Raw genomic sequence first — 26,200 nt, forward strand, 5'->3', positions numbered from 1 at the left:
GACACTTAATAAAAAGGAGCTGACTGACAGTATGATTTTAGTCATCGGAGGAGCAGGCTATATCGGAAGCCACCTAGTAAAAGAATTAGTAAAAAAAAATGAAGTTGTGGTACTTGATAATCTATCAACGGGTCATCGCTGGGCAATCGATGAGAAAGCGGTATTCGTAGAAGGAAATCTAGGTAATGAGAAAGATTTAGAAAGCGTATTCACAAATCATAAAATTGATGCTGTCATGCATTTTGCTGCTAATAGTTTAGTAGGGGAGTCAGTAACAGATCCTCTTAAATATTATCAAAACAACGTAGCTGCGACGTTAACACTTTTACAAACGATGATGAAGCACAATGTGAAAAAGTTTATTTTTTCATCTACTGCTGCTACATACGGGATTCCTTCTGTAGATATCATTACAGAAGATACGGCAACAAACCCAATTAATCCGTACGGACGTTCAAAGTTAATGATCGAACAGATTTTAGCTGACTTTGCAAGTGCCTACGATATGGAATATGTGGTACTTCGTTACTTCAACGCAGCGGGTGCTTACGAAACAGCAGAAATTGGCGAGTGCCATGATCCTGAAACGCACTTAATTCCAATCATTCTTCAGCACCTGCTTGGTGAACGTGAAAACATCTCTGTATTCGGCTCAGACTACGATACTGAAGACGGAACGTGCATCCGTGACTACATTCACGTAACGGACCTAGCAAATGCTCACATTTCAGCGCTTCAAGCACTGTTAGACGGCACGAAGAAAACAGCAACGTACAATCTTGGAAACGGCCTTGGCTACTCTGTAAAAGAAGTGATCGAAACGTGTGAAAAAGTAACGGGTAAAAAAGCGAATGTTGTGATGGCAGACCGCCGCGCTGGAGATCCGGCACGCCTAGTTGCATCTTCTGATAAAATTCACGCAGAATTAGGCTGGAAAGCGCGAATTTCATTAGATAAAATCATCGCATCAGCTTGGAACTGGCATCAAAACAGCGCAAAAGTAACAAATTAACAAAAAGTGCCTCTTTTTTCTTTGAAAGAGGCTTTTTTGTTACAATCAAACTGATTTATGTTCTAAATAATCCTTTTGAAAAACCAGCGGTTTAGCTCATGGACAATCCTTCTCCTTTTCGGACATTTTCGCTAAACAAGCACGACTTTTATTCTTTTCCATATCCTATAGGTAAATATACCACTCACAACTATCCCCATTTATAAAATAGTCCGCAAGGAGGTTATGATATGTATTACTGTGTAAGATGCTCCAAATTTCATGACGAACAGGAAAAAGAAAACATCTTTCAAAATGGTTTTTACATTGATCCCTATTTGCTTCAAAAAGTTCATCTGGGCATGTGCGTACACAAATCCCCATCAATCAAACAAATGAGAGCCGTAGAACGATTCGAAACGAAAAAGATGTAGAATTCACATTCACCAATAAGAAGCTAGATCTAATCAGGTCTAGTTTTTTCAGTGAATAACAGCTTTCTTCAGCTATCTTTCATGTAATATTAAGAGAAATTTAAGACAAGCCCGCTATACTAGTTAGTAGACGTATACATAGAATATGGTACGTTAAGAAATTGAAACAGCAGTCCGTTTTATAAACTAGAAAGGATGGCGTCAAATGATTTCTGAAAAACGATCACTTTTGTTGAAAGAACAAGCAAAGCTTCTCGCGTTAAAAGAATATAAAGGCATTGTCAATCCATATCGCTGAGTAAAATACTCTCTCTTCCTATTTATATAGTAGACATCCTTACGTTAAACGGAGAAGAGCACAAAGTAAAAATTAACGCCGAAACCGGCAATGTTTTGAAAGAAAAAACGATTCCTTTAACTAAAAGCCGTGCAAAAGCATACGCATTAAGACAGCATAAAGGTATTATCGAATCGGTTGTTCTTGCTAACAAGCAATACGAAATTGTGATTCTTGGACTTGATGGGAAAACCCACAGCGTGAAAATTGACGCTGAAATTGATGTGCTGGCACAAGAAGAGCGAAACGTTCAGTAAATGGCCTATATTATGTAATCAACCTCACTTTTTTGAAAGTGGGGTTTTCTTTATTGAGAGAAATCATTAATAAGAGTAACAATAATAAAAAAGAAGTGATTATTTCTTTAATAGAAAGGGTAAGTGATAGTAAAAAATAACCACTTCCTAATTATGGTTCTTTGATTCGTTCTGCTTATGACTCTCCCATTATAAGTATGATAGTATCGAACATGTATAAAACATAGGTTATAACATAACTAAAAGGGTGTGCGACAATGAAAAAACGTACGAAGACCATTATTGCAGTCATTGCAGGAGCTGCTATTTTAATAGGAGGAATATGGATGATAAACGAAAGCCGATACCCAAACGTCCCTGCTTTTGATGATCACTTTACGCGTGAATTCTTAAACAAAGATAAAAAAGCGGATGACGGGTTTTATGAGTTTAAGTCGAAGACAGGGCAGTATACGATGTGGTTTCCGGAGGAGTATCAGCTTATAAAGGAGAACGAGGAAGATTATGTAATAAATGATAATTCTTATGAAAGGTGGATAGCGAAAGATGTTAATGACAAAGCTGGAGATACTGGGGGAGATTATATCGAAGTAACATTTTCAAATGCAAGAAAGGCTGAAAATGAATCATTTACTGTAGAAAATATGTTTAAAGAACAGCTAAATACCAATAAACCTAATAATTTTGAAACTGCTAGTACCAGGATCTACTATGATGCAGCTTATACATACTTTAAAGGAACACAAGAAGTAGTAAAGCATAACAGCAAAGAACATGCTCCAAACACATATATAGCATATATAGTTGATAAAAAATCCAATAATGCAATCGAATTATGGTTTGATAAAAGTAAAGGGGGCCAAAAAAATAATAAAGTAACAGAAAAAAAATGGTTGCTAACAATATTAAAAAATATCAGATTCCGTGAGGGCAATGAAAATGAGTAAAAAACCCGTGTTGGACAATAATTTAAGAAATAAGATTACTCAACTTGAGTACACGGGGTTAGCCGGTAAGGAAAAAGAAATTAAGGAAATATACAAGGAAACTACAGGGAAAGAACCTCCAAATTTTGAGATTTATAGTAGTAAAGAAATGGGTATTGGAGAAAATTCAGGGTTCGATGGTGCCGCTGTCCACTTTTATGACAAAAAAAATCACATTAACGAAGTATATTATATCTTTAGAGGAACGGAACCCTCTAAAGATTTTGGAGATGTCGTGTATGACGCATTAGGAATTGGAAGCGGAGAGAGAAATAATCAAGTTCAAGATGCAAAAGTTATGTATGAGGAAGTTGAGAAAAAAATTAAAAGCTCAAATTCAAAAATAAAAAGGTATGGGGATGGTCATTCTTTAGGGGGACATCTGATAGTGACCCTTGGACTTATAACTAAGAATTTTGTAAACATAAGAGGCTTAAATGATGCTCCAGTTAATGTCAAGCAGTTGCAAAGGTTAGATAGGAAGTTTGCAAATTATGTAGAACAACAAACTGGTAAAAGAAATGGAGTGTCTTCAAAAAAATTAGTAGTTTTAGCCAACTCCTATTATAAAAAGCAGAAAGCTACCATCAGTCATACCTGGGTAAAAGGTGAACCTATGCATGCGCAATCTTTCCCTGGCAGTTGGTATGCAGGTAATAAAGTAACCATGCTTGGAAATATGAATACAGAAGAAATGATTAATATTGGAGAATACCCTCTGAAAAGGTTAGCCAAATGGAACTTGTTTTTAAAACTTGACGAAGTCAGATATAACTCTGGAGTATCCAATATAATTGGAGGATTATCTTTGGCAAACGCCCATGTAGACGACAGTGTTCTTCTCAATATTCCATCATATGTTGATGATGTTAAGGAAAAGCCGCTTAAGCATCTTCCTGGGATTGTGCTAGGAACAGAAGGTGCATTTTTCTTGACGAAACAGGCGATAAAAAGTCCTGGAGTTTTAGTACAAGGGATTAAAGGAATATCTCAAAGAAATCAAGCAAAACTCCACGGAATTAATTACGTTGTCAAATACACAGAAGCTAATGCTATGAAGACGTATTATCAGGTTTTTGATTCAGGATCTCAGGAAGAAATCTTGCTAGATTATGAACAAATGAAGAAGTTTGTTTATTACTGTGCTAATGCCATCAAAGACAAAGAAGCAAACTTAAATGCACTAAAGCAGTATTTACATAGTGAAATTAACGAAGTCTTCGAAGCTAAGAAGAAAAAGTTAAAAATGAAAATATCCAGAGAAGAAGCTTCTCCCCAGTCATTTATGGAAAAGGCAGATAAAGACGGCGCTACCCTCGCATGGTTTGGACAAAAGCGTGTGGCTGAAAAAGTGACGTTTGACAAAACGTTTGACCCGCTAGACGATAGTGTATTTACTCCTGTTGAAGAGATTATTTCTTCTATTCAAGAGGAAGTTACATACTATCAAAAGTTTCTTGAAGCGTTCTTCCAAAATTTCGAGAAGATGATGGAAGCTGACGAATCGGTAGCTTCAGATATTAAAAGCATGAAAGAAGTAGTAGGGGGGATTTAATTGTTTGATTTTGATTTTACACACACAGGAACAACGAGCGGTAAATACACGTTTGAATTTGATAGTGATGACTTCAAAGACGAGCAGGCAAAAAGGATTAAAGAGTTAATCAAAAAGGATCAAGAAGTAAATGAAAAGCTTTGGCATGCTAAAAGCTATTTAGAAAACCAAACGGGTGAGTTTGCGGATGCGGTTAAAAGTAAATTAGAAGCAGCTGAGCGGGGATATACGCTAAGGGCTCAGCAGTATGATACTGGAGCATTTCAGCATATTATGAGTTTTATGCATTCTGTTAAAGATATGCATAAGAGAGAGTACGAACTTCGATATAAAGAATCAATGGATGAAAGTGAATTAACATAAGGGATACTGCTATTCCTCAGACAGTGGTCTGAGGGATTTTTATATGTTGAACAAATTACATTAAGTCCCGTTTATTTCAAAAGAATAATAAAGGGGGTGTATGACAATGAAAAAACGTACGAAGACCCTTCCCGCAATCATTGTAGGGGCAGCTATTTTAATAGGTGGAATATGGGGCATAAACGAAAGTCGCTATCCCAACGTTCCAGCTTTTGATGATCATTTCACGCGCAAGTTCTTGAACAAAGATAAAAAAGTGGCCAGCGGGTTTTATGAGTTTAAGTCGAAGACAGGTCAGTATACGATGTGGTTTCCAGAAGGATATCAAATTATACATAAGGATGCTTCGGATTATGTTAAAGACGATACATATTATGAATTCTTGAAAGCTGCTAACAATAGCCGCGATGGATATAAAGGATATATTGATATTGAGCTGTCTGAAAAAAAAACTAATAAAGAAAAGATATATGTAGAGGGCTTATTTAAAAACCGTTTTTATATTAATGATCCTCAAAAATTACAGACAGATACAACAAGAATTTATTACGATAGCGCGTATATCTATTTTAAAGGCACAGATAAAAGAGTAATTACGGATTTTAATAAACGTACGCCAAGTACATATGCAGGCTATATTGCGGATAAAAACTCTGAGCGGGTAATCGAATTTTATTTTGATAGTACAGAACACCTTTCTGAAAAATCAGCAGAAGAACGTGAGGAATGGATTATAAAGATATTAAAGAATATTACCTTTAAAACAGAATAAAAACAACGTCTACTCACTCTGTTTTAAACAATAGCTTAAGAAAATTTCTTAACTTTAAAGTTTGTACGAGCAAGGGCAATAAAGGATGTGTGGAATGATGAAAAAACGTAAAAAGACTATTGTTGCAGCAATCGTAGGGTCATCTATTCTAATAGGTGGAATATGGCTGATAAATGAAGAACGTTACCCCAATGCCCCAGCTTTTGATGACCATTTTACGCGTAAGTTCTTGAATAAAGATAAAAAAGTAGACGACGGGTTTTATGAGTTTGAGTCAAAGACAGGGCAGTATACGATGTGGTTTCCCGAGGAGTATCAGCTGTTGCATGAAAATGAACAACAGTATGTTAAAGAAGGAAAGGTATATGAACGTTATAGAGCTGTATCTAATAGCAATGAATTAGAATATATGACAGTTGAATTTTCAAACAAAATAAAAAAAAATGAATCTATTTACGTTGAAAGACTGTTTCAAGAGCAATTTAATTCAAATAAACCTTATAAAATAGAAACCAGAAATGTGAGTATTTATTATGATAAGGCCTATACTTATTTTAAAGGTACCCATAGGCAAGTAACTAAAGAAAAAGAGGGCTATGTACCTAATGAATATGTAACCTATATAGCAGATAAACATTCTAATTCAGTTATTAAATTTTATTTTGATAACGTAAAAGCAGAATTAAATGAGAGGCAAGGAAGAGAGCAAGATAAGAGGATTATGAAAATCTTAAAAAGTGTTCAATTTGATGATTTTAAAGATACTAGAAATTAAAATCTTTTTTTGTGGAATAAGAGCGAATCAAAAAAATATATACTATCCAATTCATAATAAGTCCCGTTTATTTCAAAAGAATGAAGGGAGGGTATAACGATGAAAAAGCGTATAAAACTCATTACTGCAGTTATTGCAGGAACAGCTATTTTGATAGGAAGCGTATGGCTAATAAACGAAAGTCGCTACCCCAACGCCCCAGCTTTTGATGACCATTTTACGCGTAAGTTCTTGAACAAAGATAAAAAAGTGGCCAGCGGGTTTTATGAGTTTAAGTCTAAGACAGGGCAGTATACAATTTGGTTTCCAGAGGAGTATCAAATGCTGCATGATGCTTCAGAGTATTACTCTGCAAATGGGAAATTATGTGAAAATTAGTCTGCTTCATATAGGAAGATCACTGGAAAAAATAAATCAATCTACTATATTAAAGCTGAATTTTCAAAGAATGATAGGAAATCTGAACCTATTTATGTGAAGAAATTATTTGAAGAGCAATTAAACGATAGTAATTCTAAAGAAATAGAAACTTCACGTACTCGCATATATTATAACTACGCTTATGCATACTTTGAGGGAACTGAAAGGCATGTAGTCCATAACAGTGAAGTCCATTTACCTAACACTTATACAGCTTATGTAGCAGATAAAAACTCTAATAAGGTTATAGAATTCTCATACGACAGTATAGGTGAAGGTACAGAAACTAGCCAAGAAAAAAGGAAGTTATGGTTTTTGACAATATTAAAAAGTATTAATTTTAGCGAGGATAAAAGTCGTGAGTGAAAATCTTTATTAAGTAACGATATAAGAAATAAAATAAGGCTGCTTGAGTACAGTGGATTATATGGATGAAAGTGAATGAATATAAAAGGTACTGCTATTGCTCAGACATTGAGATGAGTAAGTAGTATGCAGCATACATAACAACAAATTTAAATAAAACTATTCAACTTACATAAATATGGTTTATTTCAAGCAATGAAAGGAGTGTGTAACGGTGAAAAAACGTACCAAGACCATTGTTGCAGTTATTGCAGGAGCATCAATTTTAATAGGCGGAATATGGCTAATAAACGAAAGCCGCTACCCAAACGTGCCAGCGTTTGATGATCACTTCACGCGCAAGTTCTTGAACAAAGATAAAAAAGCAGATAATGGGTTTTATGAGTTTAAGTCTAAGACAGATCAGTATACGATGTGGTTTCCGGAGAAGTATCAAGTTTTACATAAATATCGCGAAGATTACACTAGAAATGGCGAATCATATGAAAATTGGTCAGCCGCTTATATTAAATCCTATGAAAATGATCAACAAACGTACGCTATCAAGGCTGAATTTTCCGAGAACGACACAAAATCAGAATTAATTTATGTAGAGAGTTTATTTGAAGAACAATTAGACAGTAAAAAACCTAAACAGTTAGAAACCTCTAATACAAGAATTTATTATGATTCAGCCTATACATATTTTCATGGTACTAACCAACATATAGTACATGACAGTAAAGAAAATCCACCCAACCTTTATGTAGCATATGTAGCAGATAAAAGCTCTGATAAGGTAATCAAATTAATATACGATAGTGTAGGAGAAAATACAGAAACAAATCAAATGGATAGAAAGAAATGGTTTTTAAAAATGTTGCAAAATATTAAATTTGTTAAGGAGAATTAATTATAAGCAAAAGCTTTTTTTAGCATAAGCGCAGCAAATCAAAATGCTAAAGACTATTCAATATATAAAGATTAAAGTTTGTTCCAAACGATAAAGTAGAGGGGACGCCGATGGAAAAACGTTCGAAAGTTATCATGATAGTTATTACAGGAGCATCAATTTTAATAGGAGCCGTATGGCTAATAAACGAAAGCCGCTACCCCAACGTTCCAGCGTTTGATGACCACTTTACGCGCAAGTTCTTGAACAAAGATAAAAAAGTGGACAGCGGGTTTTATGAGTTTAAGTCGAAGACAGGTCAGTATACGATGTGGTTTCCGGAAGAGTATCAAGTTTTACATAAAAATAGAGAGGATTATGCTGTAAATAATGATTCTTACGAGAGCTGGTGGGCTGTTTACAATGAAGAAATTGAAGGTAAAACACAAGTAAATTACATAAAAACTGAGTTTTTGACCAGTAATCCTGCAGATGAGAGTATTCACGTGGAGGCTTTATTTAAGAGAAGATTTGGATTAAGTGTTCCTAATAAGATTGAAAATTCACAGACGAGGATTTACTACCAATCAGCTTATATTTATTTCAAAGGAACAGAAAAGCGTGTAATAGTAGATAAAAAGAAACATATTCCTAATACATACTTGGCATATGTAGCAGATAAACGTTCTAATAAAATAGTACAGATTTCCTTCGATAGCAGCGATAAATATAAAAGCAGTGATGAAGACAAAAAACAAGAATGGTTTTTGAAAATGCTAGAAAATATACATTTTAGCTAGGAGAAATAGTAGTGAATTTATAGAGAAGAAGAGGTAGCGCATTAAATGAAGAAAGTTATAGGATTTGCTTTAGCTGTCAGTATATTAGCTGTAGGTACAATGTTTTTTTGGGGAAACGGAAGAGGTTTCCCTTTCTTGTCAGCCTATTTATTTGCCATGTTTTTTTGTAATGCTTTATATGGGCTATTATCGTTAATTTTCCAACGAGCGTCTATTTATCAATATGAGCAATTTGTCTATGATTATAAGCCAACGATAAGAGGTTATTGCGCTAAATATTTAGTTATGGCTGTATTTACACCTAACTATTACGTGCAAAAAAGGATTAACAGAGCTCCATTTATTGTGAATCGTTTATTAGCCTTAATTTTTGTCATTTGCTTTTGGATATTAGGCTTTACAACGGGGATGATTTATAACATTTGATAAAGGAAGGTAGTTTAAAAAATGACACAGAGCCCTATTACTTTAAGCACGAATCAACTAATCGCAGCCTTAACCTTATGCGGATATGAAAAAGAAGCGCAAAGTGTAGGAAAACAACAAGAAATCAAAAAAATGGAGCTTGACCAGATATTATATGGGCCGGACTTTATTATGCAAAAATTTAACTTATGGGATGACGAAACTGATGTAGGAATAAATGAAACAATGGTCAGCCTCATTCAACACATAGTAGAGGCACCTAAGAAAATTAAGTTTGTGCACAAAGGTAAGAGTCTGAATTTCTATTGGATAAATAATAATCATATAATCATAGAGCAACAATTCCAGAAAAAACATATTTTTTCGTTTACTCATTCTCTTCTAGGTTTTGAAGAAGAGGTTACAAATTTTTATAAGTTAAATCAGGGAGAGAATTGTGTTTTCAAAACTAAAGTTAGTTTATCTGATAGTACATATGATTCTCTTCATCATATGTCATCAAAAGCTTTAAATAAAATGATTGAGGATGATTCAGTAGAGATACAAATGAAAAAGTTTTTACAAGACTTTAAGGATAATGGTCAAGAAATTGTCCACGTTATGTTCCAAAACGATCAGCACGTCCAAACTGTCCTTTCTTTTATTCCTGGGAACCGTTATTGCTGGCTTCCAGATGTTCAAGAGGAAAGTAAAGAAGTCCATTTTGTAAGTGCTAAATTGGATGATTTTTTAAGTTTGATTGAAAATGCAAAAGTTGAACTGCTTAAAAAGGAAGTATCCTCGTATTCTCCTAATAAAGTAAAGCGAACGTCGTTATTAAAAAAATTCTCAGTATATCGCGGCTTGAAAAGCTTAATACAAGCAAACTTATTTCTTGTATTAACGTATATGATGCTATTAGTTTCTAAGCAACAATGGGAACCTAACACAAATCAAATAGCTGTTTACATATTTATTTTTGAGGTCGGGGCCCTTATTGTTTCATTCATGGCTTGCTTCAGGCCTCGAGTGTATAAAGATTGACATGTAAATCCCGCTTGTTTTAAAGAGGCTGGGACAAAAGTATTTTAGTCGAAGAGATGTTCGAACGATTAATTAATCGTTCGAATTTTTTTGTTGTTATGGTAAACGTAAATTTCACATATTAGGTGCTTCTAGCGGTCGCCCGCGGAAAGCGAAGCCATGCACGGAAATCAACCGCGGTGTTACAAGCAATCTACACTAGTCCATTTATCTAATTTACTCATCTTTAGATGGGGGGTGAGTTACTTATGTCTTAATCTCTTTTTTGAAACATCCTTTACAGCCTATCTATCAAAAGCATAAAAGCCTCTAAAACACTTCTTTGTTGCTATCATAAGCCTCCAGCAAGTCTCAAAACATCTAAATCGCCTAATGGAATATCTTACTTTTAATGGACAATTATCTTTTTTTAGGATATATTTTTATAAGTTTAGGTTATGGAAGAAATAGTATATTGAAAACGAAAGGTGATTAAACGAAAGAATGGATGCTCATGTGTTAAAGGAACTGACGTATGAAGACTTTCAGTTTGTATATCAGCCTATTTATGCGTTGAATTCGTGGGAGACGCTGGGTTTTGAGGCTTTGCTGCGCACGGCTTTCGCAAAAGGGCAGATTGAAGAGTTGTTTTCACTGGCAAGACGCCATAATTATTTGTACAAGCTTGATACGATGGCAATTGAAGGAGCGATCAAGCACTTTCCGTTTGATGTGTTGAAATCAGAGGATGTATTTATCAATGTGTTTCCATCTACTCTTCTCCATCCGCATTTTCAACTGTTTTTAACGTATCTGTTGAACACCTATAAAAATGCGAAGCATCGCGTTGTATGGGAGTTAAATGAAACGCTTCATGAAAAGATATTATGGGAATCGCCTGCTCTTTTTGCCCGCGTAGTGAGTTTGAAAGAGGCAGGATTCAAAATTGCGATTGATGATTTTGGAGCAGGAGCCGCAGCGATGAGACAAGTGAGCATGTATGAGCCTCACTATATGAAGCTGGACCGAAGCTATGCGGAAGGGCTAGCCGACTGCAAGCAAAAGAAAGATCTGATTGATTTGCTTGTTAACTATTATCCGCATACGAATCTTATTTTAGAAGGCGTTGAACGAGATAAAGATTTAGCCGCAGCGATTTCGTTAAACCTACATGCTGCTCAGGGCTATTTACTAGGCACGCCGCAGTCGATCTCTTCCTACTTAACTTATAATAAGTACCGCAGTTTATTCAGACGAGAAAGGCTGCTGAACTCTTAAACCATACAATTCACTAAATAGATAATTTAACGTAATATGAGAACGGGTAAAATTAGACTTACATGCAACGCAGATGTCTTGAATTTTTATAAAATTATGTGATTTTGTGGGATTGTTAAAATATTTTAAGGGATAAAGAAGATGTGTTGGCTTGGTAGAATGAGTGAATTGCATATCAAAACAAGACGTTTAGTGAAATTCCAAAGGCAGATGGAGGATATTTAGTATGTATAGTGAAGGGGTATTTCAATTTTATTTTATGAATATGCCGCAGCCTGTTATTTTAATTCAGCAAGAAAAACATCAGCTGTATTATAAAGAATGTAACAAAGCAGCTCAGCAATTCTTTGACAAAATGGAAAAAGAGATAATCAATAAAGAAGAAAATCTGCTTTTTTACACACTTTGTGAAAAAGCTATTGCCACGAAAGAACCGATTCAATATCAATACATACAGCTTTTTCAGCCCGACAGGCATGCATATGAAGTAACATTTACCCCTCTTTTTAATCAAGCGACAGCCCCTTCACATGTCCTTGTCATGGCTCAAGAAATTCATTATAAAAAAACGCAGGAAGAGAGTACGCGTTTACTCGATGCGTTTCTAGAAAACACGGTAGATGCCATTCTAATTGCTGATTGTGATGAGAAGGTCTTAACAGTCAATGGAGCATTTGAAAAGCTATTTCAGTGGAGAAAAGAAGAAGTTATAGGAAAAAGCCGTCAAGAGATGGACATCGTATCAAAAGAAGAGGGAAAAGAAAACCTTAAATTAATCGAAGAATTAAAAAATGGCAAGACGCTCCCTCCTTATGAAACAGTCAGGTACACCAAAAGCGGCGAAAGCGTGTGTGTATCTGTCAGCTGTTCACCGATTTATGATGATCAAAATCAACTGGTCGCCTATTCGGTGATTTACCGAGATATTACACCGATTAAAAAGTTAGAACTGGAGCTTATTGAAAGTAAACAGTGGTACAAGTCGCTGTTTACCAACCACCACCACGCAGTTTGTATGCTGGATATGGACGGTACGATTTTAAATATTAACAGCGCATTCTTAGAAACGCTGCAGCTTTCTGCAAGCGATGTGCTGCACCGAAATTACCGAGATATTGCTAAAAGGCTGGGAGTCTGTAATTACAAGTCTTGGAATGTATATGAAGAAATTAGCTATAGTACAGAACTAACATTCCGCAGAAGCCAACGTTCTATACAACATGTGTACATTACAACCATTCCTGTCAAGGTCAATAATCAAACGGTTGGTGCTTACGCAATTTTACACGATATTACGCCTCAAAAAGAAGCAGAAGAACAGCTGGCTTATACGCTGAAAGAACTTGAAAATATAAAATATGCGCTTGATGAATCAGCTAGCGTTATGATTCTAGATGCAAATGGAACTATCACTTATATAAACGATATGTATATACGTTATTCAGATTATCAAAAAGAAGATTTATTGGGGAAGTATTATCGAGATGCAGGGCTTCGTCATGACCTTTCTGAGCTGCGTGAGACAATAAAAAGCGGAAAAGTATGGCGAGGGGAGCTTGAAATGTGGACGAAGCATCATCAGTCATACTGGGTATCGAACACAATTGTGCCGTTAAAAGATATAGACGGAAATATTACTTATTATGTCTCGATTCATAATGATATTACAGAACAAAAAGCGCTAGAAAATAAACTTCATTTTGAAGCCACTCACGATAGTTTAACAGGTCTTCCCAACCGGGCGATGTTATTAAAAGAGTTAAACAAAGTGATTGAAAAAGGGCAGCAAAAAAGCGATGAGTTTTTTGCGCTTTTGTTTCTTGACTGTGATAATTTTAAGCAGATTAACGATGAATATGGCCATCATATAGGCGACGAATTTCTAAAAGCATACACGAAGAGATTAAAAAGCTGTGTACGGAAAGGCGATCGCATTTATCGTTTGGGCGGAGATGAGTTTATCATTATTTTAAATGTAACAAATGGACGGGAAATTGAACAAATTGCTAGGCGAATTCACGTATCTCTTCAGCAAAGCTGGAACGTACGGGGCTATTGTTTGCGCACAACAACTACCATCGGAGTTTCTATTTATCCAGAGGACGGGGAATCGGCTGCTTTATTATTAAAAAATGCAGATGATGCGTTATACAAAGGGAAAAGAGAAGGGAAAAATAATTATATCCTCTACCAAACATAAAAAAAGCCTCACTGGAGGCTTTTTTATTTTATCCATGTTTTTGCCCACTTGCTGACGGGTCCCAAGATCATACCAAGCTCTGATCCTTTTTTAGTTAAGATATATTCAATACGAACCGGACGTTCAGGAATAACGTGCCGGATTACAATTCCTTCTTCTTCTAACTCTTTCATTCGTTCGGTTAACATTCGTTTACTTAAAGAGGGAATGCTGCTGTGAATTTCACTAAAGCGTTTAGGACCGCTCATCAGGACATAAATAATTAGTCCGTTCCATCTTTTTCCTATTATATCAAACGTTTTCCACACTTTTGGACATAACTCATCAAATTCATTCATTCATGCCACCTACTTTATTGTATATAGGATATTAAAAGTAACCCTTATAATGTTATTATATACTAGCATTTGGATAATGAAAAGGCTATCTTTTTTTATTTTCAAAACTTTCAGTAGCTTGAAAACGCTGTATTGTAAAGTTTTTAAAAAAAGTCACAGAATCGACATATTATTATTGACGTATCAAGAAAAAAGGTCTAAGATTGGTTACATAAAGTTACCTAGTTAAATAAAAGGTACTTTAAATTTACAATTACATCAAGAGTTTGAGAAAGAAGGTTAGTATCAAATGGATATCCTTTTGGCTATTCTTCCTGCGATTTTCTGGGGAAGTATTGTCCTGTTCAACGTTAAATTGGGCGGAGGTCCTTACAGTCAAACGCTTGGAACTACAATTGGTGCGCTGATCTTTTCAGCCGTTATTTATTTCGTAGTTCATCCAGTGTTGACGCCGCTTATTTTTATTGTCGGAATCGTTTCAGGATTATTTTGGGCAGTTGGGCAAAGTAATCAGTTGAAAACGATTGATTATATTGGTGTTTCAAAAACCATGCCAATTTCAACTGGTATGCAGCTTGTGACAACATCACTGTTCGGTGTTATCGTATTTCACGAGTGGTCAACAACAACAACCGTTATTTTAGGCGTGTTAGCTCTTATTTTCATTGTTATTGGTATCGTGCTAACATCACTAGAAAGCGAAAAAAACCCAGAGCAATCTGGACAATTCAAAAAAGGGATTATTACCCTTATTGTTTCAACAATTGGATACTTAGTGTATGTAGTTGTCGCGCGTTTATTTAATGTAGACGGCTGGTCGGCACTATTCCCACAAGCAATTGGTATGTTAATTGGTGGACTTATACTTACTTATAAACACAAACCGTTTAATAAATACGCAATTCGCAACATTATTCCAGGCCTGATTTGGGCAGCTGGTAACATGTTCTTATTTATTTCTCAACCTAAAGTAGGGGTTGCAACAAGCTTCTCATTATCACAAATGGGAATCGTTATTTCAACGCTTGGCGGTATCTTCTTACTTGGAGAAAAGAAAACAAAGCGTCAGCTTATTTCAATTACGATTGGTATTGTGCTCATCATTTTAGGTGGCGTATTCCTCGGAATGGCTAAAAGTTAACGTTTACGTAAAAGTTAATGATAGTATGTATGAATAAATGAAAACACTAGGAGGATTTTATTATGTATACAGATTTAAAAGATAAAGTAGTTGTAATTACAGGTGGATCAACAGGTTTAGGACGTGCAATGGCTGTTCGTTTCGGTCAAGAAGAAGCAAAAGTTGTTATTAACTATTATAACAATGAAGAAGAAGCTTTAGATGCGAAAAAAGAAGTAGAAGAAGCAGGCGGACAAGCAATCATCGTTCAAGGCGACGTAACAAAAGAAGAAGACGTTGTAAATCTTGTTCAAACAGCTATTAAAGAATTCGGTACATTAGACGTAATGATTAATAATGCTGGTGTTGAAAACCCAGTTCCTTCTCATGAGCTATCTTTAGACAACTGGAACAAAGTTATTGATACAAACTTAACAGGTGCATTCTTAGGAAGCCGTGAAGCAATTAAATATTTCGTTGAAAACGACATTAAAGGAAACGTTATTAACATGTCTAGCGTTCACGAAATGATTCCTTGGCCATTATTTGTTCACTACGCAGCAAGTAAAGGCGGTATGAAACTAATGACGGAAACATTGGCTCTTGAATATGCGCCAAAAGGTATCCGCGTAAATAACATTGGACCAGGTGCGATGAACACACCAATTAACGCAGAGAAATTTGCAGATCCAGAACAACGTGCAGACGTAGAAAGCATGATTCCAATGGGTTACATCGGTAAACCAGAAGAAGTAGCAGCAGTTGCAGCATTCTTAGCATCATCACAAGCAAGCTATGTAACAGGTATTACATTATTTGCTGATGGCGGTATGACGAAATACCCTTCTTTCCAAGCAGGAAGAGGCTAATAGTTTTTAATCGATGCAGAAAAAAGAGACATGGCAAAAGCGCCATGTCTCTTTTTTCTATACCTAAGCGAATGCCACCCCCCTTTCGGTTGGTGGCATTCGCCAAGGGAGCTTTTTGTGCTTCCCTTATAAGTTTATTGTATCAGCCAGCCATTTTTTTGTTAGAAGAGGGCTGGTTTTTGTCTTTTAGTTTGCTGAAGATAAAGGCAAGAACTGAGCCTGAGATGTTGTGCCAGACGCTGAAGATGGCGCTTGGGACAGCGGCTAGCGGCGAAAAGTGAGTGGAAGCGATAGTGACGCCGAGCCCTGAGTTTTGCATGCCAACTTCCATTGCCACTGCTTTTTGTTTGGCTAGATCCATTCCGCATAAGCGGGCAAAGAAGAAGCCGATTGTGAAACCAAGAATGTTGTGAAGCACGACTACGGCAAAAATGATACCGCCTGTTTTAGCAAGCTGAGCTTGGCTTCCTGCCACAACGGCAGATACGATCAAGACAATCGCGACTACTGAAACAAGGGGTAGAGCTTTGGAACTTGCTTCTGCAGCTTTTCCAAAAAACTTTTTGATCGTAAATCCAAGAGCAAGCGGAATGATGACAACTTGTATAATGGAAATAATAAGAGACATGATATCAATATCGACCCACTTGCTTGCAAATAATAAAATAAGAAGCGGTGTAACAATCGGTGCTAAAATGGTTGAAACAGAAGCGATAGCAACTGCGAGCGCAACGTTTCCTCGAGCCAAAAAGACCATTACGTTTGATGATGTGCCGCTTGGACAGCAGCCTACTAAAATAACGCCCACTGCTATTTCTTTTGGTAAATCCAAGCCAATCGCCAAACCGAATGCGAGAAGCGGCATAATGATAAAATGTCCCACCACGCCTAGTGCTACTTCTTTCGGTCTTCGAAACACTTCACTGAAATCAGACGCTGACAGCGTTAATCCCATTCCAAACATGACAATTCCTAAGAGCGGAACGATGTACTTTCCAATCCATACAAAATGCTCTGGAAATGAGTAGGCAATAACGGAAATTAAAATAACCCAAAGCGTAAATGTTTTTCCTGCAAATGTACTGATTTTCTCTATTGTTTTCATCTGTACGATACCTCCTGCGAACTATAAGAAGAAATTATACTATTTATTCAGAAAAATGAAAACAGTATTTTTGTAAAATAGTACAGAATATTTTATCTTTTGGAGATTATTTCAGTTTAAATGCAAGCATTCCTTCATTGAATACACGGAATATGTGGTAATATAAAGAAGTTAGTTTTAGAAAGTCGGAGGAGTTTAGTCATGAAATTTATCTATATTTTGTCTGTCCTTCCGTTCGTAGGCATATTAGGTTTTCTCCCTTTTGTTAATCGAGTCACTCCGTTTGTTCTCGGTATGCCGTTCAATATGTTTTGGATGGTGATATGGGTGGTGCTTACGTCCATTATTTTAGGGGTTATGTACAAGCTTGATCCCAGAAATCGGGAAGGGGAAGAAGAATGAATAGTGCACTTATTATTATTTTACTATTTTTAGTGGCCGCTATTTTTCTTGGCATACGATCAACCAAAGGCAAGGATATGAACTTGGAGCAGTGGACGGTAGGCGGCCGCGGTTTCGGGGCTATTTTAGTGTTTGTGCTGATGGCCGGAGAAATCTATACAACGTTTTCGTTTCTAGGCGGAAGCGGATGGGCTTATGGAAAAGGAGCTCCTGCACTTTATGTCTTAATTTATATTAGCTTATCATATGTCTTATCATATTGGCTTCTTCCTGTTATTTGGAAGTATGCAAGAGATCATAAGCTCGTTTCGCAGCCTGATTTTTTTGTAAGCAAATATAAAAGCCCTTACCTTGGTGTGCTTGTAGCTGCTGTAGGAGTGATTGCTGTCATTCCTGTTATTGTTGTGCAGTTAAAAGGATTGGGTATTATTGTATCACAAGCATCCTACGGAGCCATTTCAATGCCGGCAGCCATTTGGATGGGAGCTATCAGTTTAACGCTGTATGTGATGATATCCGGTATCCACGGTTCTGCATGGACGGCCGTTATTAAAGATATTATGATGCTTGCTGTGATTGGATTTTTAGGCATTTATTTACCTTTTCATTATTACGGAGGATACGGTCCGATGTTTGAAGCCGTGAATACAGCGAAGCCAGGATTTTTAAAGTTTCCTGAGCAAGGATTAAGCGTCTCGTGGTTTATTTCGACCGTTATTTTACTAGTACTTGGTTTTTATATGTGGCCGCAGGTGTTTAGTTCAAGCTATACAGCGAAAAATGCAAAGGTATTTCGTAAAAATGCAATCATTAGTCCTCTTTATACGCTGATGCTGCTCTTTGTATTTTTTGTTGGATTTGCAGCTATTTTAAAAGTTCCTGGTTTAAGCGGAGGAGACGTGGATCTTGCGCTATTACGGATCTCAATCCAAACCTTTGACCCTTGGTTTATTGGAATTATAGGAGGAGCGGGTTTGCTGACAGCGCTTGTGCCGGGATCGATGCTGTTAATGAGTGCGTCAACGCTGCTGGCTAAAAACATATACAAACCGTTTGCGCCTCAAGCAAGCGAAGCGCGTATTGCTCGTTTAGCGAAAAGCTTTGTACCGGTTGTGGCTCTTATTTCTGTTTACTTTACGTTAAACGGAGGAACGACGCTGTCAACAATTATTTTAATGGGCTATAGTCTAATGACACAGCTGTTTCCATCTCTGCTTTTCAGCTTGAAGAAAAATAACTTTGTAACGAAACAAGGAGCAGCGTGGGGGATTGTTGCTGGAATTATTGTAGTAGCCTATATTACAATCAGCGGATCTACTATTGGGACGTTGTTCCCGTCACTGCCTCAGCAAATGAAGGATATCAATGTCGGATTTATTGCGCTGCTTGTCAACTTTATTGTAATGTGGGCAGTCAGTATGCTCACAAAGCAAAACGAGGCTGGGACAAAAGTATGTTAGACGAAGTGAAAAACGAACCATTGATCAACACGTTTGATTAGTGGTTCGTTTTTTTATTAGGGTCAACGTTAGACCCTTCTAGAAGTTGATTGGAGGGCAAGACGAAGACTCCTGCGGGAAAAGCGGAACAGGTGAGACCCCACAGGAGCGCAAGCGACGAGGAGGCTCAGCGGCCGCCCGCGGAAAGCGAAGCCTTGCATGGAAATCAACTGCGGTGTCAAAAGCGGTTCAGCTCATGTCATTATGTCTCAGCCTCGTTTTTTCTAATCAAACAGCAAAGAGCCAAAGGAATAGTTCCATCCTTTGGCTCTTTACGTGGCTTTTAACCGATAATTTGTAAAATTTCCTACATCAACTGATTTACGCTAAAGCGGGAACTCGGTCGTTATAGTAAATAACTTCCGATAGGATCTTACACCCTTTAATCTCCTGAAACGTCTTTTTTGCCTCTACCTCTGATTCAAATTCAAACATAGTCGGACTTTGGTTTTTCGAGTAAACGGTAATGATCCACATTGTAAAATAAGCTCCCCTTATAAAATAATAGTTTTCCTTTTTAGTGTAGCTATCAGGTGATGTAATAATAATTGAATAGTTGTGATACAGCCTCACATTTTAAAAGGTACTTCTACTATACAACAAAAATTACAAAATAAAACAAGAAAATCTAAAAAACTACAGAGAATAATGAAAGAGAATAAATAACTGTTTATATATGGGCTATATTTATAAATGAAAGTAGGAATGTAAAAAATATAGAGAAGAGCGATTGTCTTTTAGATTGCTAAACTATATACTTATGTTCAAAAAGTGCAGGAAGTGAACGATGAAAGTTGATACGGTAGTAAAAAAAGATGTTTTACTCATTCTAGTGATGATAGTCGTTGTGCCGCTAGCAGGAGAGCTTAAATATTATCCTTTTCATGATACGTATAGAGTTAGCTTTGCTGTGCCCATTTTTTTCTTTTCACTGCTTCTTTTAAGAAGAGTTTCTCCTGTAATACCAGGTATTTTAGTTGCGAGTGCTATAGTGGGCTTTCGGATGTACCTTGACTGGTATAATTACGAATCATTTGATTTTCTGCATTCTTTGCAGATCAGGTGTTCAGCGGGGATTTATTATCTCGTTTATGCCATTTCTTTTTCGTGGTTTAAAATTAACGATTTTCATTCAAAGCCTTGGATTATTGGCATATGGAGCATCATTATCGAAACGGTTTCAGGCGGGATGGAATTGCTTTGTATGTATGTGATGGTTCACCATCATATTGTGTTTCCAGAGTTCATGCAAATTTTTATTGTAGGCGTCTTTCGAAGTTTCTTTGTTTTATGCCTGTTTAGCATGATCAAACTTTACGAAGGGCAGCTGAGAGAACGACAAATCTCTCAAAAAAATGATCAGCTGCTTGTTGTGCTTTCAAATTTATATGAGGAATCCATTCATTTGAAAAAAACGCTGCAGGACGCTGAAAGAATTACGAAAAAGTCGTATGATTTGTATGAAGAATTACACGAAGCGGATATCCACGAGCTTACTTCACTGCACGATTTTAGCCAAAAAGCATTACAAATTGCAGGAGAAGTACATGATATTAAAAAAGACAACCAGCGGATATCAGCAGGACTGTCCAAGGTCATTACAAAAGAAGAATTTTCTGAGTATATGGAAATCGAAAGTCTGCTTCAAATCGTCATGCGCAGCAACGAAAAATATGCGGCGATGTTAGCAAAAGATATTCATTTTTCATATTCGATTTTAGGAGAGCATCCTCGCTATCACGTGTACTTGTTTTTATCATTAATTAATAACTTAGTAACGAATGCGGTCGAAGCGATTGAAGAAGAAGGCGCGATTATTATCGATGTATGTCGAGAAGAAGACCGCATTTTATTGTATGTAAGAGACAGCGGTCCCGGAGTGAAAAAAAGGCATGAACGTCTCATTTTTAAAGCGGGATTTACATCCAAATATGCAAAGGACGGAACGCCTTCTACGGGTCTTGGGCTTGTCTACGTTAAGCAAATGACCGAGCAGCTGGGAGGGAATATTCAATTTGTTAATCTGTCTCCAAGCCCCGGTGTTCAATTTGCTATAGATTTACCTATTTCTACGTTAATGGGGGATAAGGACTAATATGCGATTTTATATCATAGATGATGACGAAGTCTTTCGTTCAATGTTAGCCGAAATTATTGAAGATAATGATCTGGGGGAGGTTATAGGAGAAGGAGAAGACGGGATCGTGTTAAATGATCAAGTTTCTTTATTGCAGCAGATCGATATTTTATTTATTGATTTATTAATGCCGATTCAAGACGGAATTGAAACCGTGCGCAAAATAAAGGATAGTTTTAAAGGGAAAATTATTATGATGTCACAGGTAGAAACGAAAGATTTGATTGGAAAAGCCTACTCGCTTGGCATTGAATACTATATCACGAAGCCGCTTAATCGTATGGAAGTGCTCATGGTCATTCAAAAAGTAATTGAACGAATTCATGTTCAACAATCGATGGAGAAAATTCAAGAATCGTTAAATACCGTACTTAATGTAGGAAATCAGCAAAAAACGCCTTCTTTTGATAAAAAAGAAAGCGATCCGGCAGAAGCTTGCAGGTTTGTTTTAAGAGAACTTGGGATTTTAGGAGAAAGCGGAAGTAAAGATTTGATTGAAATCATCAATTACTTGCATCAAACGGAAAAAAGCACGATGTATGAACAGCATTTTCCTTCTCTCAAAGAGATTTTTGAGAAAATTACCGTGAGAAAGCTTGGTTCATCTTTTTCAGAAGACGTGCTGCAAAAAGAAATGAAAGCAGCCGAGCAGCGAGTAAGAAGAGCTATTTATCAGTCTTTAAATCATTTGACCTCTCTTGGTATGGTTGACTTCTTTAATCCTAAATTTGAAAATTACGCTTCTAAGTTTTTCGATTTTTCAATGGTGCATCAGCGCATGAGAGATATAGAAAAAGGGACGGGAAAAAGCAGCACTCCGAGTCGTATAAACGTAAAAAAATTTATTCAAATGCTCTATTATGAAGTCAAACAAACGCTGTAGTAAAAAAACTACAGCGTTTTCATTTTGTAATTTTCTAAAAACTTTTTGTTAGTTTCAGTAGGTTTTTGTTAGATTTTGTGATGCCTATGATAATGTAATCTTATGAATAAAAGAACTACTTAATAAACAGTTCTTAATGGAATTGTATCTGTTGAATACAGTAAGTGCAAATAAACAGCTTCGAGCTGTTAGAAAAAAGAAGGAAGGTGCAAAGATATGTTCAAAAAGCTTGGATTAGCAGGACAAATTTTAATTGGTTTGATTGCAGGTATTATTGTAGGGGCCATTTTTTACGGAAATCCTAAAGCAGTTGAAGTGCTGCAGCCAATTGGAGACGTATTCATTCATTTAATTAAAATGATTGTGGTGCCGATTGTTATATCTAGTATCATTGTGGGCGTTGCGGGTGTTGGTGATATTAAGAAGCTTGGTAAATTAGGCGGAAAAACAATTCTTTACTTTGAAATCATTACAACGGTTGCCATTGTTGTAGGCTTATTAGCAGCTAACTTGCTTCACCCTGGTACTGGTGTGGACCGCAGCGGTCTTGAAAAATCAGATATCAGCAGCTACACATCAACGGCAGAAGCTACAGAGCAAAAAGGATTTGTAGAAACATTTGTTCACATCGTTCCAACGAATGTATTTGAGTCAATTGCTGCAGGCGACATGCTGCCAATTATTTTCTTCTCGGTCCTATTTGGACTTGGAATTGCATCAATCGGTGAAAAAGGCAAGCCGGTTTTAAGATTTTTTGAAGGCACGGCAGAAGCGATGTTTTGGGTAACGAATTTAGTTATGAAGTTTGCACCGTTTGGCGTATTTGCATTAATCGGTGTAACCGTATCAAAATTTGGACTAGCGTCTCTAATTCCGCTTAGTAAGCTTGTAATTGTTGCTTACGGCACAATGATTTTCTTTGTATTAGTTGTACTAGGACTTGTAGCTAAATGGGCAGGCGTTAACATCTTCCACTTATTAAAAGTGTTAAAAGATGAATTGCTGTTAGCATTTTCAACTGCAAGTTCAGAAACGGTATTGCCGCGTATTATTGCGAAAATGGAAAAGTTCGGATGTCCTAAAGCCATTACATCTTTTGTTATTCCGACGGGGTATTCGTTTAACTTAGACGGATCTACTCTTTATCAAGCGCTTGCTGCGATTTTTATCGCGCAAATGTACGGTATTGATATGAGCATCACACAGCAAATTTCACTGATATTAATTTTAATGGTTACATCTAAAGGAATTGCAGGAGTTCCGGGCGTATCGTTTGTTGTACTGCTTGCAACGCTTGGATCTGTAGGACTTCCGGTAGAAGGGCTTGCTTTTATCGCTGGAATCGACCGTTTGTTAGATATGGGACGTACAGCGGTAAACGTAATTGGAAACTCACTTGGTGCGATTGTCATTTCGAAGTGGGAAGGTCAATTTAACGATAAAGACAAGGAAGCTTACATTAACGAAGTAACAAAAAAAGTATCGTAACAACAAAGAGTCTGGGACAAAAGCATTGTAGTTGAAAAAAGATCCGAACGATTATTCGTTCGGATCTTTTTTCGTTTGAATTTGCTTTGAAAAATTGGGAATAGTAACTAAAGATGAAAAACAAATGATTGATACAAGGAGGTCTCAACATGGGAAGAGCAAATAATCACAAATCATCACATAACAACAAAGGGTCACTGCCTCAAACACCAAAAGAGTTAAAAATTGCTCCGGATCAAGCAAATGAAGAATTTTCACGTGAGTTAGCGCAGCATCATGATGCCAAAGCGAAACAGGACTTAATTTTGAAACAGCAAAAAGAAAAGTAAGAGAAAAAGAGGCTGGACAAAAGTGTTTTAATTGAAGGGAAATCCGAACGATGAATGGAGATTCTTGATGGAGAATCCAACTCGTTCGGATTTTTTATTGGCAGAGTGAACGAAGGTTTCATTTCTATAGTTGCTTCTAGCTTGTGATTGGAGGGCAAGACGAAGACTCCTGCGGGAAAAGCGGAATAGGTGAGACCCCGCAGGAGCCTACGCGACGAGGAGGCTCAGCGGCCGCCCGCGGAAAGCGAAGTCTTGCACGGAAATCAACTGCCGCGTAACAAGCGATTCATACTAGCTCGTTTATTCGTCTGTAGATTCGATTGACTTAGGTATGTTTCAATCTCTTTTATACATATCTAAAGATAAAAATACCTTAGTAACCATTTTGTAACATTATTTAATCATAGCGTAATAGTTTTTGAGGCTTTTTTCATTATAATTAAACCGAACATATTGAAAAATAAGTTCTATAGAAACGTAACGTTCGGTTACATAATGGAGGAGAAAAATGAAAAAAGCCATCATTGGGTCTATAACGGCAGCGACAGTCTTATTTAGCGGAGCCAGTCCGTTTATTGCACCTGCTCAAACAGTAGAAGCAGCGTCATATTCATACAAAGATACGGCTATTGCTACTGGTAAAAAATTAATGGGTGTTCCTTATAAATGGGGAGGCACAACAACAAAAGGTTTTGACTGCTCGGGATTTATTCAATACATTTTCAAAAAGGCTGGAAAAACACTTCCGCGCACAACGGAACAAATGTATCGAGTAGGGACAAGCGTTTCAAAAGCAAAGCTTCAAAAAGGAGATTTAGTTTTCTTTCAAACGTATAAAAAAGGTGCTTCACATGTAGGTGTGTACTTAGGAAATAATCAGTTTCTTCAAGCTTCTACGTCTAAAGGAGTGACGATTACATCTCTTAGCAACAGCTACTGGAAAGCACGTTATATTGGTGCAAAACGGATTTAATCATCCGTCATTTTTTTGGAAAACAACACTACATTATGTAGTGTTGTTTTTGTTTGCATATACATAACATATTGCCAATATTATTTTTAACGTTTTATACAAAAAAATCCATATTCTGTGAGATAATAACGTTAACACATTTTGTACTTTAACATAAGGAATATCCCACTTTATTCGAAAGTTTGGTGAGCGAAGATGAAGCGCTTAGTATGGAGTTATGGAATAGGTATTGTTGCAATAGTAGCAGTACTCTCATTTTTCTTTATGATGAAAGGTCAAACAGAGAAACCCGTCGTTAGCGGAAATGTACCAAAAGCTCATGCGCAGGGAGAAAGAGTGAAGCACCCCATCTCACAGTTCCAAGCAGTACAGCCTCATGAAGCAGGTAATGAAGTGAAAAATGTAAAAAACAACATGCCTGAAAAAGCGGATCCTCCTCCTTTTTTAGTTTACATTGACCCTGGTCATCAATCTCAGGCTAACCTGGAGAAAGAGCCAATCGGACCGGGATCAGCAGAAACAAAAATAAAGGTTTCCGGAGGCACATCAGGCGTAGTGACCAAGAAGCCGGAATACAAGCTGACGTTGGAAGCCTCCATGATATTAAAACAGCTGCTCGAAGAAAAAGGCATAACCGTAAAGCTTACTCGGAGTGCTGATAATGTAGATATCAGCAACCGGGAACGAGCGGAGCTTGCGAATAATTCAAAAGCTGACTTACATGTACGTATACATGCGGATGGTTCTGAAAATGCTTCTGTAAAAGGATTTTCTGTGCTTACTCCTGCAGAAGATAATTCCTATACAAAGTCTATTTATCAACGCAGTCTGCAGGCATCTCAAGCTATTCTGACAGAGGTGAAAAAAGATCAGTTTGTCGAAGCAGACGGCATTCGCTATCGCAGTGATCTTTCAGGATTTAACTGGTCGACTGTACCCGTAACGCTAGTTGAGCTGGGGTATATGACGAATCCAGAAGAAGACCGTAACCTGTCCGATCGAGCTTACCTTACAAAGCTGATGAATCATGTTGCAGATGGTATAGCGGCATATGAAGAAATGAAAAAATAAAAGGTGAAAAGACCTATAAAAGCGTGTGACTAAATCAATTGATTTATGTCACACGTTTTTTTTGTCGTTCATATGATATAAAAAAGCGTTTTTTCGACAAAAAAGTGGACGAGCAGAAAAGAAAACTAGGTAAAATGCTTTAATTTTTATAAA

At 36.8% G+C, this 26,200-nt stretch carries 30 protein-coding genes; 28 read left to right on the plus strand and 2 right to left on the minus strand.

The features are described from left to right. The first annotated feature begins 31 nt into the window (after positions 1-31). The 16 genes from galE (at position 32) to AC2YJL_RS20460 (ending at position 13,833) form a co-directional block, all read left to right on the plus strand. The gene (gene galE, locus AC2YJL_RS20385) at positions 32-1,012 is read left to right on the plus strand and encodes a UDP-glucose 4-epimerase GalE (protein WP_487374914.1); all 981 of its coding nucleotides are present in this window, start codon (positions 32-34) and stop codon (positions 1,010-1,012) included. A 230-nt stretch (positions 1,013-1,242) separates the two neighbouring features. Then, a complete protein-coding gene (locus tag AC2YJL_RS20390; RefSeq protein WP_013055747.1) occupies positions 1,243-1,425 on the plus strand; it encodes a DUF3973 domain-containing protein in 183 nt (60 codons plus the stop codon). A 393-nt stretch (positions 1,426-1,818) separates the two neighbouring features. Continuing rightward, positions 1,819-2,019, plus strand: a complete 201-nt coding sequence (locus AC2YJL_RS20395; RefSeq protein WP_487374915.1) for a PepSY domain-containing protein — start codon at positions 1,819-1,821, stop codon at positions 2,017-2,019. 257 nt (positions 2,020-2,276) lie between these two features. After that, positions 2,277-2,966: a hypothetical protein gene (locus tag AC2YJL_RS20400; RefSeq protein WP_230931925.1), complete on the plus strand. Its 690-nt coding sequence runs from the start codon at positions 2,277-2,279 to the stop codon at positions 2,964-2,966. Beyond that, positions 2,959-4,560 (plus strand): DUF6792 domain-containing protein, encoded by a 1,602-nt coding sequence (locus AC2YJL_RS20405; protein ID WP_154991659.1) that lies wholly within the window; start codon positions 2,959-2,961, stop codon positions 4,558-4,560. The genes AC2YJL_RS20400 and AC2YJL_RS20405 overlap by 8 nt, the downstream gene beginning before the upstream one ends. Next, positions 4,561-4,923 (plus strand): hypothetical protein, encoded by a 363-nt coding sequence (locus AC2YJL_RS20410; RefSeq protein ID WP_098999737.1) that lies wholly within the window; start codon positions 4,561-4,563, stop codon positions 4,921-4,923. It abuts the gene before it with no gap. A 106-nt stretch (positions 4,924-5,029) separates the two neighbouring features. Next, the gene (locus AC2YJL_RS20415; protein WP_487374916.1) at positions 5,030-5,695 is read left to right on the plus strand and encodes a hypothetical protein; all 666 of its coding nucleotides are present in this window, start codon (positions 5,030-5,032) and stop codon (positions 5,693-5,695) included. A gap of 94 nt (positions 5,696-5,789) precedes the next feature. Then, positions 5,790-6,470: a hypothetical protein gene (locus AC2YJL_RS20420; protein ID WP_407819170.1), complete on the plus strand. Its 681-nt coding sequence runs from the start codon at positions 5,790-5,792 to the stop codon at positions 6,468-6,470. A 99-nt stretch (positions 6,471-6,569) separates the two neighbouring features. Continuing rightward, positions 6,570-6,848: a hypothetical protein gene (locus AC2YJL_RS20425; RefSeq protein ID WP_308201939.1), complete on the plus strand. Its 279-nt coding sequence runs from the start codon at positions 6,570-6,572 to the stop codon at positions 6,846-6,848. 96 nt (positions 6,849-6,944) lie between these two features. Continuing rightward, positions 6,945-7,256, plus strand: a complete 312-nt coding sequence (locus AC2YJL_RS20430) for a hypothetical protein (RefSeq protein ID WP_407819168.1) — start codon at positions 6,945-6,947, stop codon at positions 7,254-7,256. A gap of 214 nt (positions 7,257-7,470) precedes the next feature. Beyond that, the gene (locus AC2YJL_RS20435) at positions 7,471-8,148 is read left to right on the plus strand and encodes a hypothetical protein (protein WP_407819167.1); all 678 of its coding nucleotides are present in this window, start codon (positions 7,471-7,473) and stop codon (positions 8,146-8,148) included. Between the two features lie 110 nt (positions 8,149-8,258). Then, on the plus strand, positions 8,259-8,927 hold the full coding sequence (locus tag AC2YJL_RS20440; protein WP_487374917.1) for a hypothetical protein: 669 nt from the start codon (positions 8,259-8,261) through the stop codon (positions 8,925-8,927). Between the two features lie 45 nt (positions 8,928-8,972). After that, entirely contained in the window at positions 8,973-9,353 is a 381-nt protein-coding gene (locus AC2YJL_RS20445) for a hypothetical protein (RefSeq protein WP_140451569.1), read from the plus strand. Between the two features lie 132 nt (positions 9,354-9,485). Further along, entirely contained in the window at positions 9,486-10,376 is an 891-nt protein-coding gene (locus AC2YJL_RS20450) for a hypothetical protein (protein ID WP_407819165.1), read from the plus strand. 483 nt (positions 10,377-10,859) lie between these two features. Next, positions 10,860-11,633 (plus strand): EAL domain-containing protein, encoded by a 774-nt coding sequence (locus AC2YJL_RS20455; protein WP_050688384.1) that lies wholly within the window; start codon positions 10,860-10,862, stop codon positions 11,631-11,633. 226 nt (positions 11,634-11,859) lie between these two features. Continuing rightward, a complete protein-coding gene (locus AC2YJL_RS20460; protein WP_407819164.1) occupies positions 11,860-13,833 on the plus strand; it encodes a diguanylate cyclase domain-containing protein in 1,974 nt (657 codons plus the stop codon). A gap of 23 nt (positions 13,834-13,856) precedes the next feature. Here AC2YJL_RS20460 and AC2YJL_RS20465 read toward each other — a convergent pair whose 3' ends face one another. After that, positions 13,857-14,171 carry a winged helix-turn-helix transcriptional regulator gene (locus AC2YJL_RS20465; RefSeq protein WP_013055757.1) on the minus strand — a complete coding sequence of 105 codons (315 nt, stop codon included), beginning with the start codon at positions 14,169-14,171 and terminating at the stop codon, positions 13,857-13,859. 289 nt (positions 14,172-14,460) lie between these two features. Here AC2YJL_RS20465 and AC2YJL_RS20470 point away from each other — a divergent pair, with 289 nt between their 5' ends. Together AC2YJL_RS20470 and gdh are read left to right on the plus strand one after the other, a co-directional pair. After that, complete coding sequence (locus AC2YJL_RS20470; RefSeq protein WP_028412283.1) at positions 14,461-15,312, plus strand: GRP family sugar transporter; 852 nt, start codon at positions 14,461-14,463, stop codon at positions 15,310-15,312. A gap of 62 nt (positions 15,313-15,374) precedes the next feature. After that, the gene (gdh, locus tag AC2YJL_RS20475; RefSeq protein WP_025749618.1) at positions 15,375-16,160 is read left to right on the plus strand and encodes a glucose 1-dehydrogenase; all 786 of its coding nucleotides are present in this window, start codon (positions 15,375-15,377) and stop codon (positions 16,158-16,160) included. Between the two features lie 142 nt (positions 16,161-16,302). Here gdh and AC2YJL_RS20480 read toward each other — a convergent pair whose 3' ends face one another. Next, on the minus strand, positions 16,303-17,265 hold the full coding sequence (locus AC2YJL_RS20480; protein ID WP_013055760.1) for a bile acid:sodium symporter family protein: 963 nt from the start codon (positions 17,263-17,265) through the stop codon (positions 16,303-16,305). 201 nt (positions 17,266-17,466) lie between these two features. On the opposite strand from AC2YJL_RS20480, the gene AC2YJL_RS20485 reads away from it, so the two are divergent. The 10 genes from AC2YJL_RS20485 (at position 17,467) to AC2YJL_RS20530 (ending at position 26,047) form a co-directional block, all read left to right on the plus strand. Next, positions 17,467-17,667 (plus strand): DUF3311 domain-containing protein, encoded by a 201-nt coding sequence (locus AC2YJL_RS20485; protein ID WP_013055761.1) that lies wholly within the window; start codon positions 17,467-17,469, stop codon positions 17,665-17,667. Beyond that, complete coding sequence (locus tag AC2YJL_RS20490; protein ID WP_487374918.1) at positions 17,664-19,127, plus strand: sodium:solute symporter family protein; 1,464 nt, start codon at positions 17,664-17,666, stop codon at positions 19,125-19,127. The genes AC2YJL_RS20485 and AC2YJL_RS20490 overlap by 4 nt, the downstream gene beginning before the upstream one ends. An 85-nt stretch (positions 19,128-19,212) precedes the next feature. Beyond that, a complete protein-coding gene (locus AC2YJL_RS20495) occupies positions 19,213-19,467 on the plus strand; it encodes a hypothetical protein (protein WP_195697141.1) in 255 nt (84 codons plus the stop codon). A 486-nt stretch (positions 19,468-19,953) separates the two neighbouring features. After that, entirely contained in the window at positions 19,954-21,261 is a 1,308-nt protein-coding gene (locus AC2YJL_RS20500) for a sensor histidine kinase (RefSeq protein ID WP_407819163.1), read from the plus strand. Between the two features lies 1 nt (position 21,262). After that, positions 21,263-22,186, plus strand: coding sequence for a response regulator (locus AC2YJL_RS20505; protein ID WP_195695165.1), 924 nt, complete (start codon positions 21,263-21,265; stop codon positions 22,184-22,186). A 216-nt stretch (positions 22,187-22,402) separates the two neighbouring features. Further along, complete coding sequence (locus tag AC2YJL_RS20510; RefSeq protein WP_028407730.1) at positions 22,403-23,674, plus strand: cation:dicarboxylate symporter family transporter; 1,272 nt, start codon at positions 22,403-22,405, stop codon at positions 23,672-23,674. Between the two features lie 149 nt (positions 23,675-23,823). Further along, positions 23,824-24,003 (plus strand): YfhD family protein, encoded by a 180-nt coding sequence (locus AC2YJL_RS20515; protein ID WP_013055768.1) that lies wholly within the window; start codon positions 23,824-23,826, stop codon positions 24,001-24,003. A gap of 143 nt (positions 24,004-24,146) precedes the next feature. Further along, a complete protein-coding gene (locus AC2YJL_RS20520) occupies positions 24,147-24,281 on the plus strand; it encodes a hypothetical protein (protein ID WP_487374919.1) in 135 nt (44 codons plus the stop codon). A 230-nt stretch (positions 24,282-24,511) separates the two neighbouring features. Continuing rightward, positions 24,512-24,976 (plus strand): C40 family peptidase, encoded by a 465-nt coding sequence (locus AC2YJL_RS20525; RefSeq protein WP_153251783.1) that lies wholly within the window; start codon positions 24,512-24,514, stop codon positions 24,974-24,976. A 195-nt stretch (positions 24,977-25,171) separates the two neighbouring features. Further along, a complete protein-coding gene (locus AC2YJL_RS20530) occupies positions 25,172-26,047 on the plus strand; it encodes an N-acetylmuramoyl-L-alanine amidase family protein (RefSeq protein ID WP_407819162.1) in 876 nt (291 codons plus the stop codon). The last annotated feature ends 153 nt before the right edge of the window (positions 26,048-26,200 follow it).

This window comes from Priestia sp. SRI_019, from assembly GCF_057586255.1.

What these genes read in the sequence shown, in the direction of transcription:
- galE (WP_487374914.1), top strand. Translation starts at nt 32, where the DNA reads ATGATTTTAGTCATCGGAGGAGCAGGCTATATCGGAAGCCACCTAGTA.
- AC2YJL_RS20390 (WP_013055747.1), top strand. Translation starts at nt 1,243, where the DNA reads ATGTATTACTGTGTAAGATGCTCCAAATTTCATGACGAACAGGAAAAA.
- AC2YJL_RS20400 (WP_230931925.1), top strand. Translation starts at nt 2,277, where the DNA reads ATGAAAAAACGTACGAAGACCATTATTGCAGTCATTGCAGGAGCTGCT.
- AC2YJL_RS20405 (WP_154991659.1), top strand. Translation starts at nt 2,959, where the DNA reads ATGAGTAAAAAACCCGTGTTGGACAATAATTTAAGAAATAAGATTACT.
- AC2YJL_RS20415 (WP_487374916.1), top strand. Translation starts at nt 5,030, where the DNA reads ATGAAAAAACGTACGAAGACCCTTCCCGCAATCATTGTAGGGGCAGCT.
- AC2YJL_RS20420 (WP_407819170.1), top strand. Translation starts at nt 5,790, where the DNA reads ATGATGAAAAAACGTAAAAAGACTATTGTTGCAGCAATCGTAGGGTCA.
- AC2YJL_RS20425 (WP_308201939.1), top strand. Translation starts at nt 6,570, where the DNA reads ATGAAAAAGCGTATAAAACTCATTACTGCAGTTATTGCAGGAACAGCT.
- AC2YJL_RS20440 (WP_487374917.1), top strand. Translation starts at nt 8,259, where the DNA reads ATGGAAAAACGTTCGAAAGTTATCATGATAGTTATTACAGGAGCATCA.
- AC2YJL_RS20445 (WP_140451569.1), top strand. Translation starts at nt 8,973, where the DNA reads ATGAAGAAAGTTATAGGATTTGCTTTAGCTGTCAGTATATTAGCTGTA.
- AC2YJL_RS20450 (WP_407819165.1), top strand. Translation starts at nt 9,486, where the DNA reads ATGGAGCTTGACCAGATATTATATGGGCCGGACTTTATTATGCAAAAA.
- AC2YJL_RS20455 (WP_050688384.1), top strand. Translation starts at nt 10,860, where the DNA reads ATGGATGCTCATGTGTTAAAGGAACTGACGTATGAAGACTTTCAGTTT.
- AC2YJL_RS20460 (WP_407819164.1), top strand. Translation starts at nt 11,860, where the DNA reads ATGTATAGTGAAGGGGTATTTCAATTTTATTTTATGAATATGCCGCAG.
- AC2YJL_RS20465 (WP_013055757.1), bottom strand. Translation starts at nt 14,171, where the DNA reads ATGAATGAATTTGATGAGTTATGTCCAAAAGTGTGGAAAACGTTTGAT.
- AC2YJL_RS20470 (WP_028412283.1), top strand. Translation starts at nt 14,461, where the DNA reads ATGGATATCCTTTTGGCTATTCTTCCTGCGATTTTCTGGGGAAGTATT.
- gdh (WP_025749618.1), top strand. Translation starts at nt 15,375, where the DNA reads ATGTATACAGATTTAAAAGATAAAGTAGTTGTAATTACAGGTGGATCA.
- AC2YJL_RS20480 (WP_013055760.1), bottom strand. Translation starts at nt 17,265, where the DNA reads ATGAAAACAATAGAGAAAATCAGTACATTTGCAGGAAAAACATTTACG.
- AC2YJL_RS20485 (WP_013055761.1), top strand. Translation starts at nt 17,467, where the DNA reads ATGAAATTTATCTATATTTTGTCTGTCCTTCCGTTCGTAGGCATATTA.
- AC2YJL_RS20490 (WP_487374918.1), top strand. Translation starts at nt 17,664, where the DNA reads ATGAATAGTGCACTTATTATTATTTTACTATTTTTAGTGGCCGCTATT.
- AC2YJL_RS20500 (WP_407819163.1), top strand. Translation starts at nt 19,954, where the DNA reads ATGAAAGTTGATACGGTAGTAAAAAAAGATGTTTTACTCATTCTAGTG.
- AC2YJL_RS20505 (WP_195695165.1), top strand. Translation starts at nt 21,263, where the DNA reads ATGCGATTTTATATCATAGATGATGACGAAGTCTTTCGTTCAATGTTA.
- AC2YJL_RS20510 (WP_028407730.1), top strand. Translation starts at nt 22,403, where the DNA reads ATGTTCAAAAAGCTTGGATTAGCAGGACAAATTTTAATTGGTTTGATT.
- AC2YJL_RS20515 (WP_013055768.1), top strand. Translation starts at nt 23,824, where the DNA reads ATGGGAAGAGCAAATAATCACAAATCATCACATAACAACAAAGGGTCA.
- AC2YJL_RS20525 (WP_153251783.1), top strand. Translation starts at nt 24,512, where the DNA reads ATGAAAAAAGCCATCATTGGGTCTATAACGGCAGCGACAGTCTTATTT.
- AC2YJL_RS20530 (WP_407819162.1), top strand. Translation starts at nt 25,172, where the DNA reads ATGAAGCGCTTAGTATGGAGTTATGGAATAGGTATTGTTGCAATAGTA.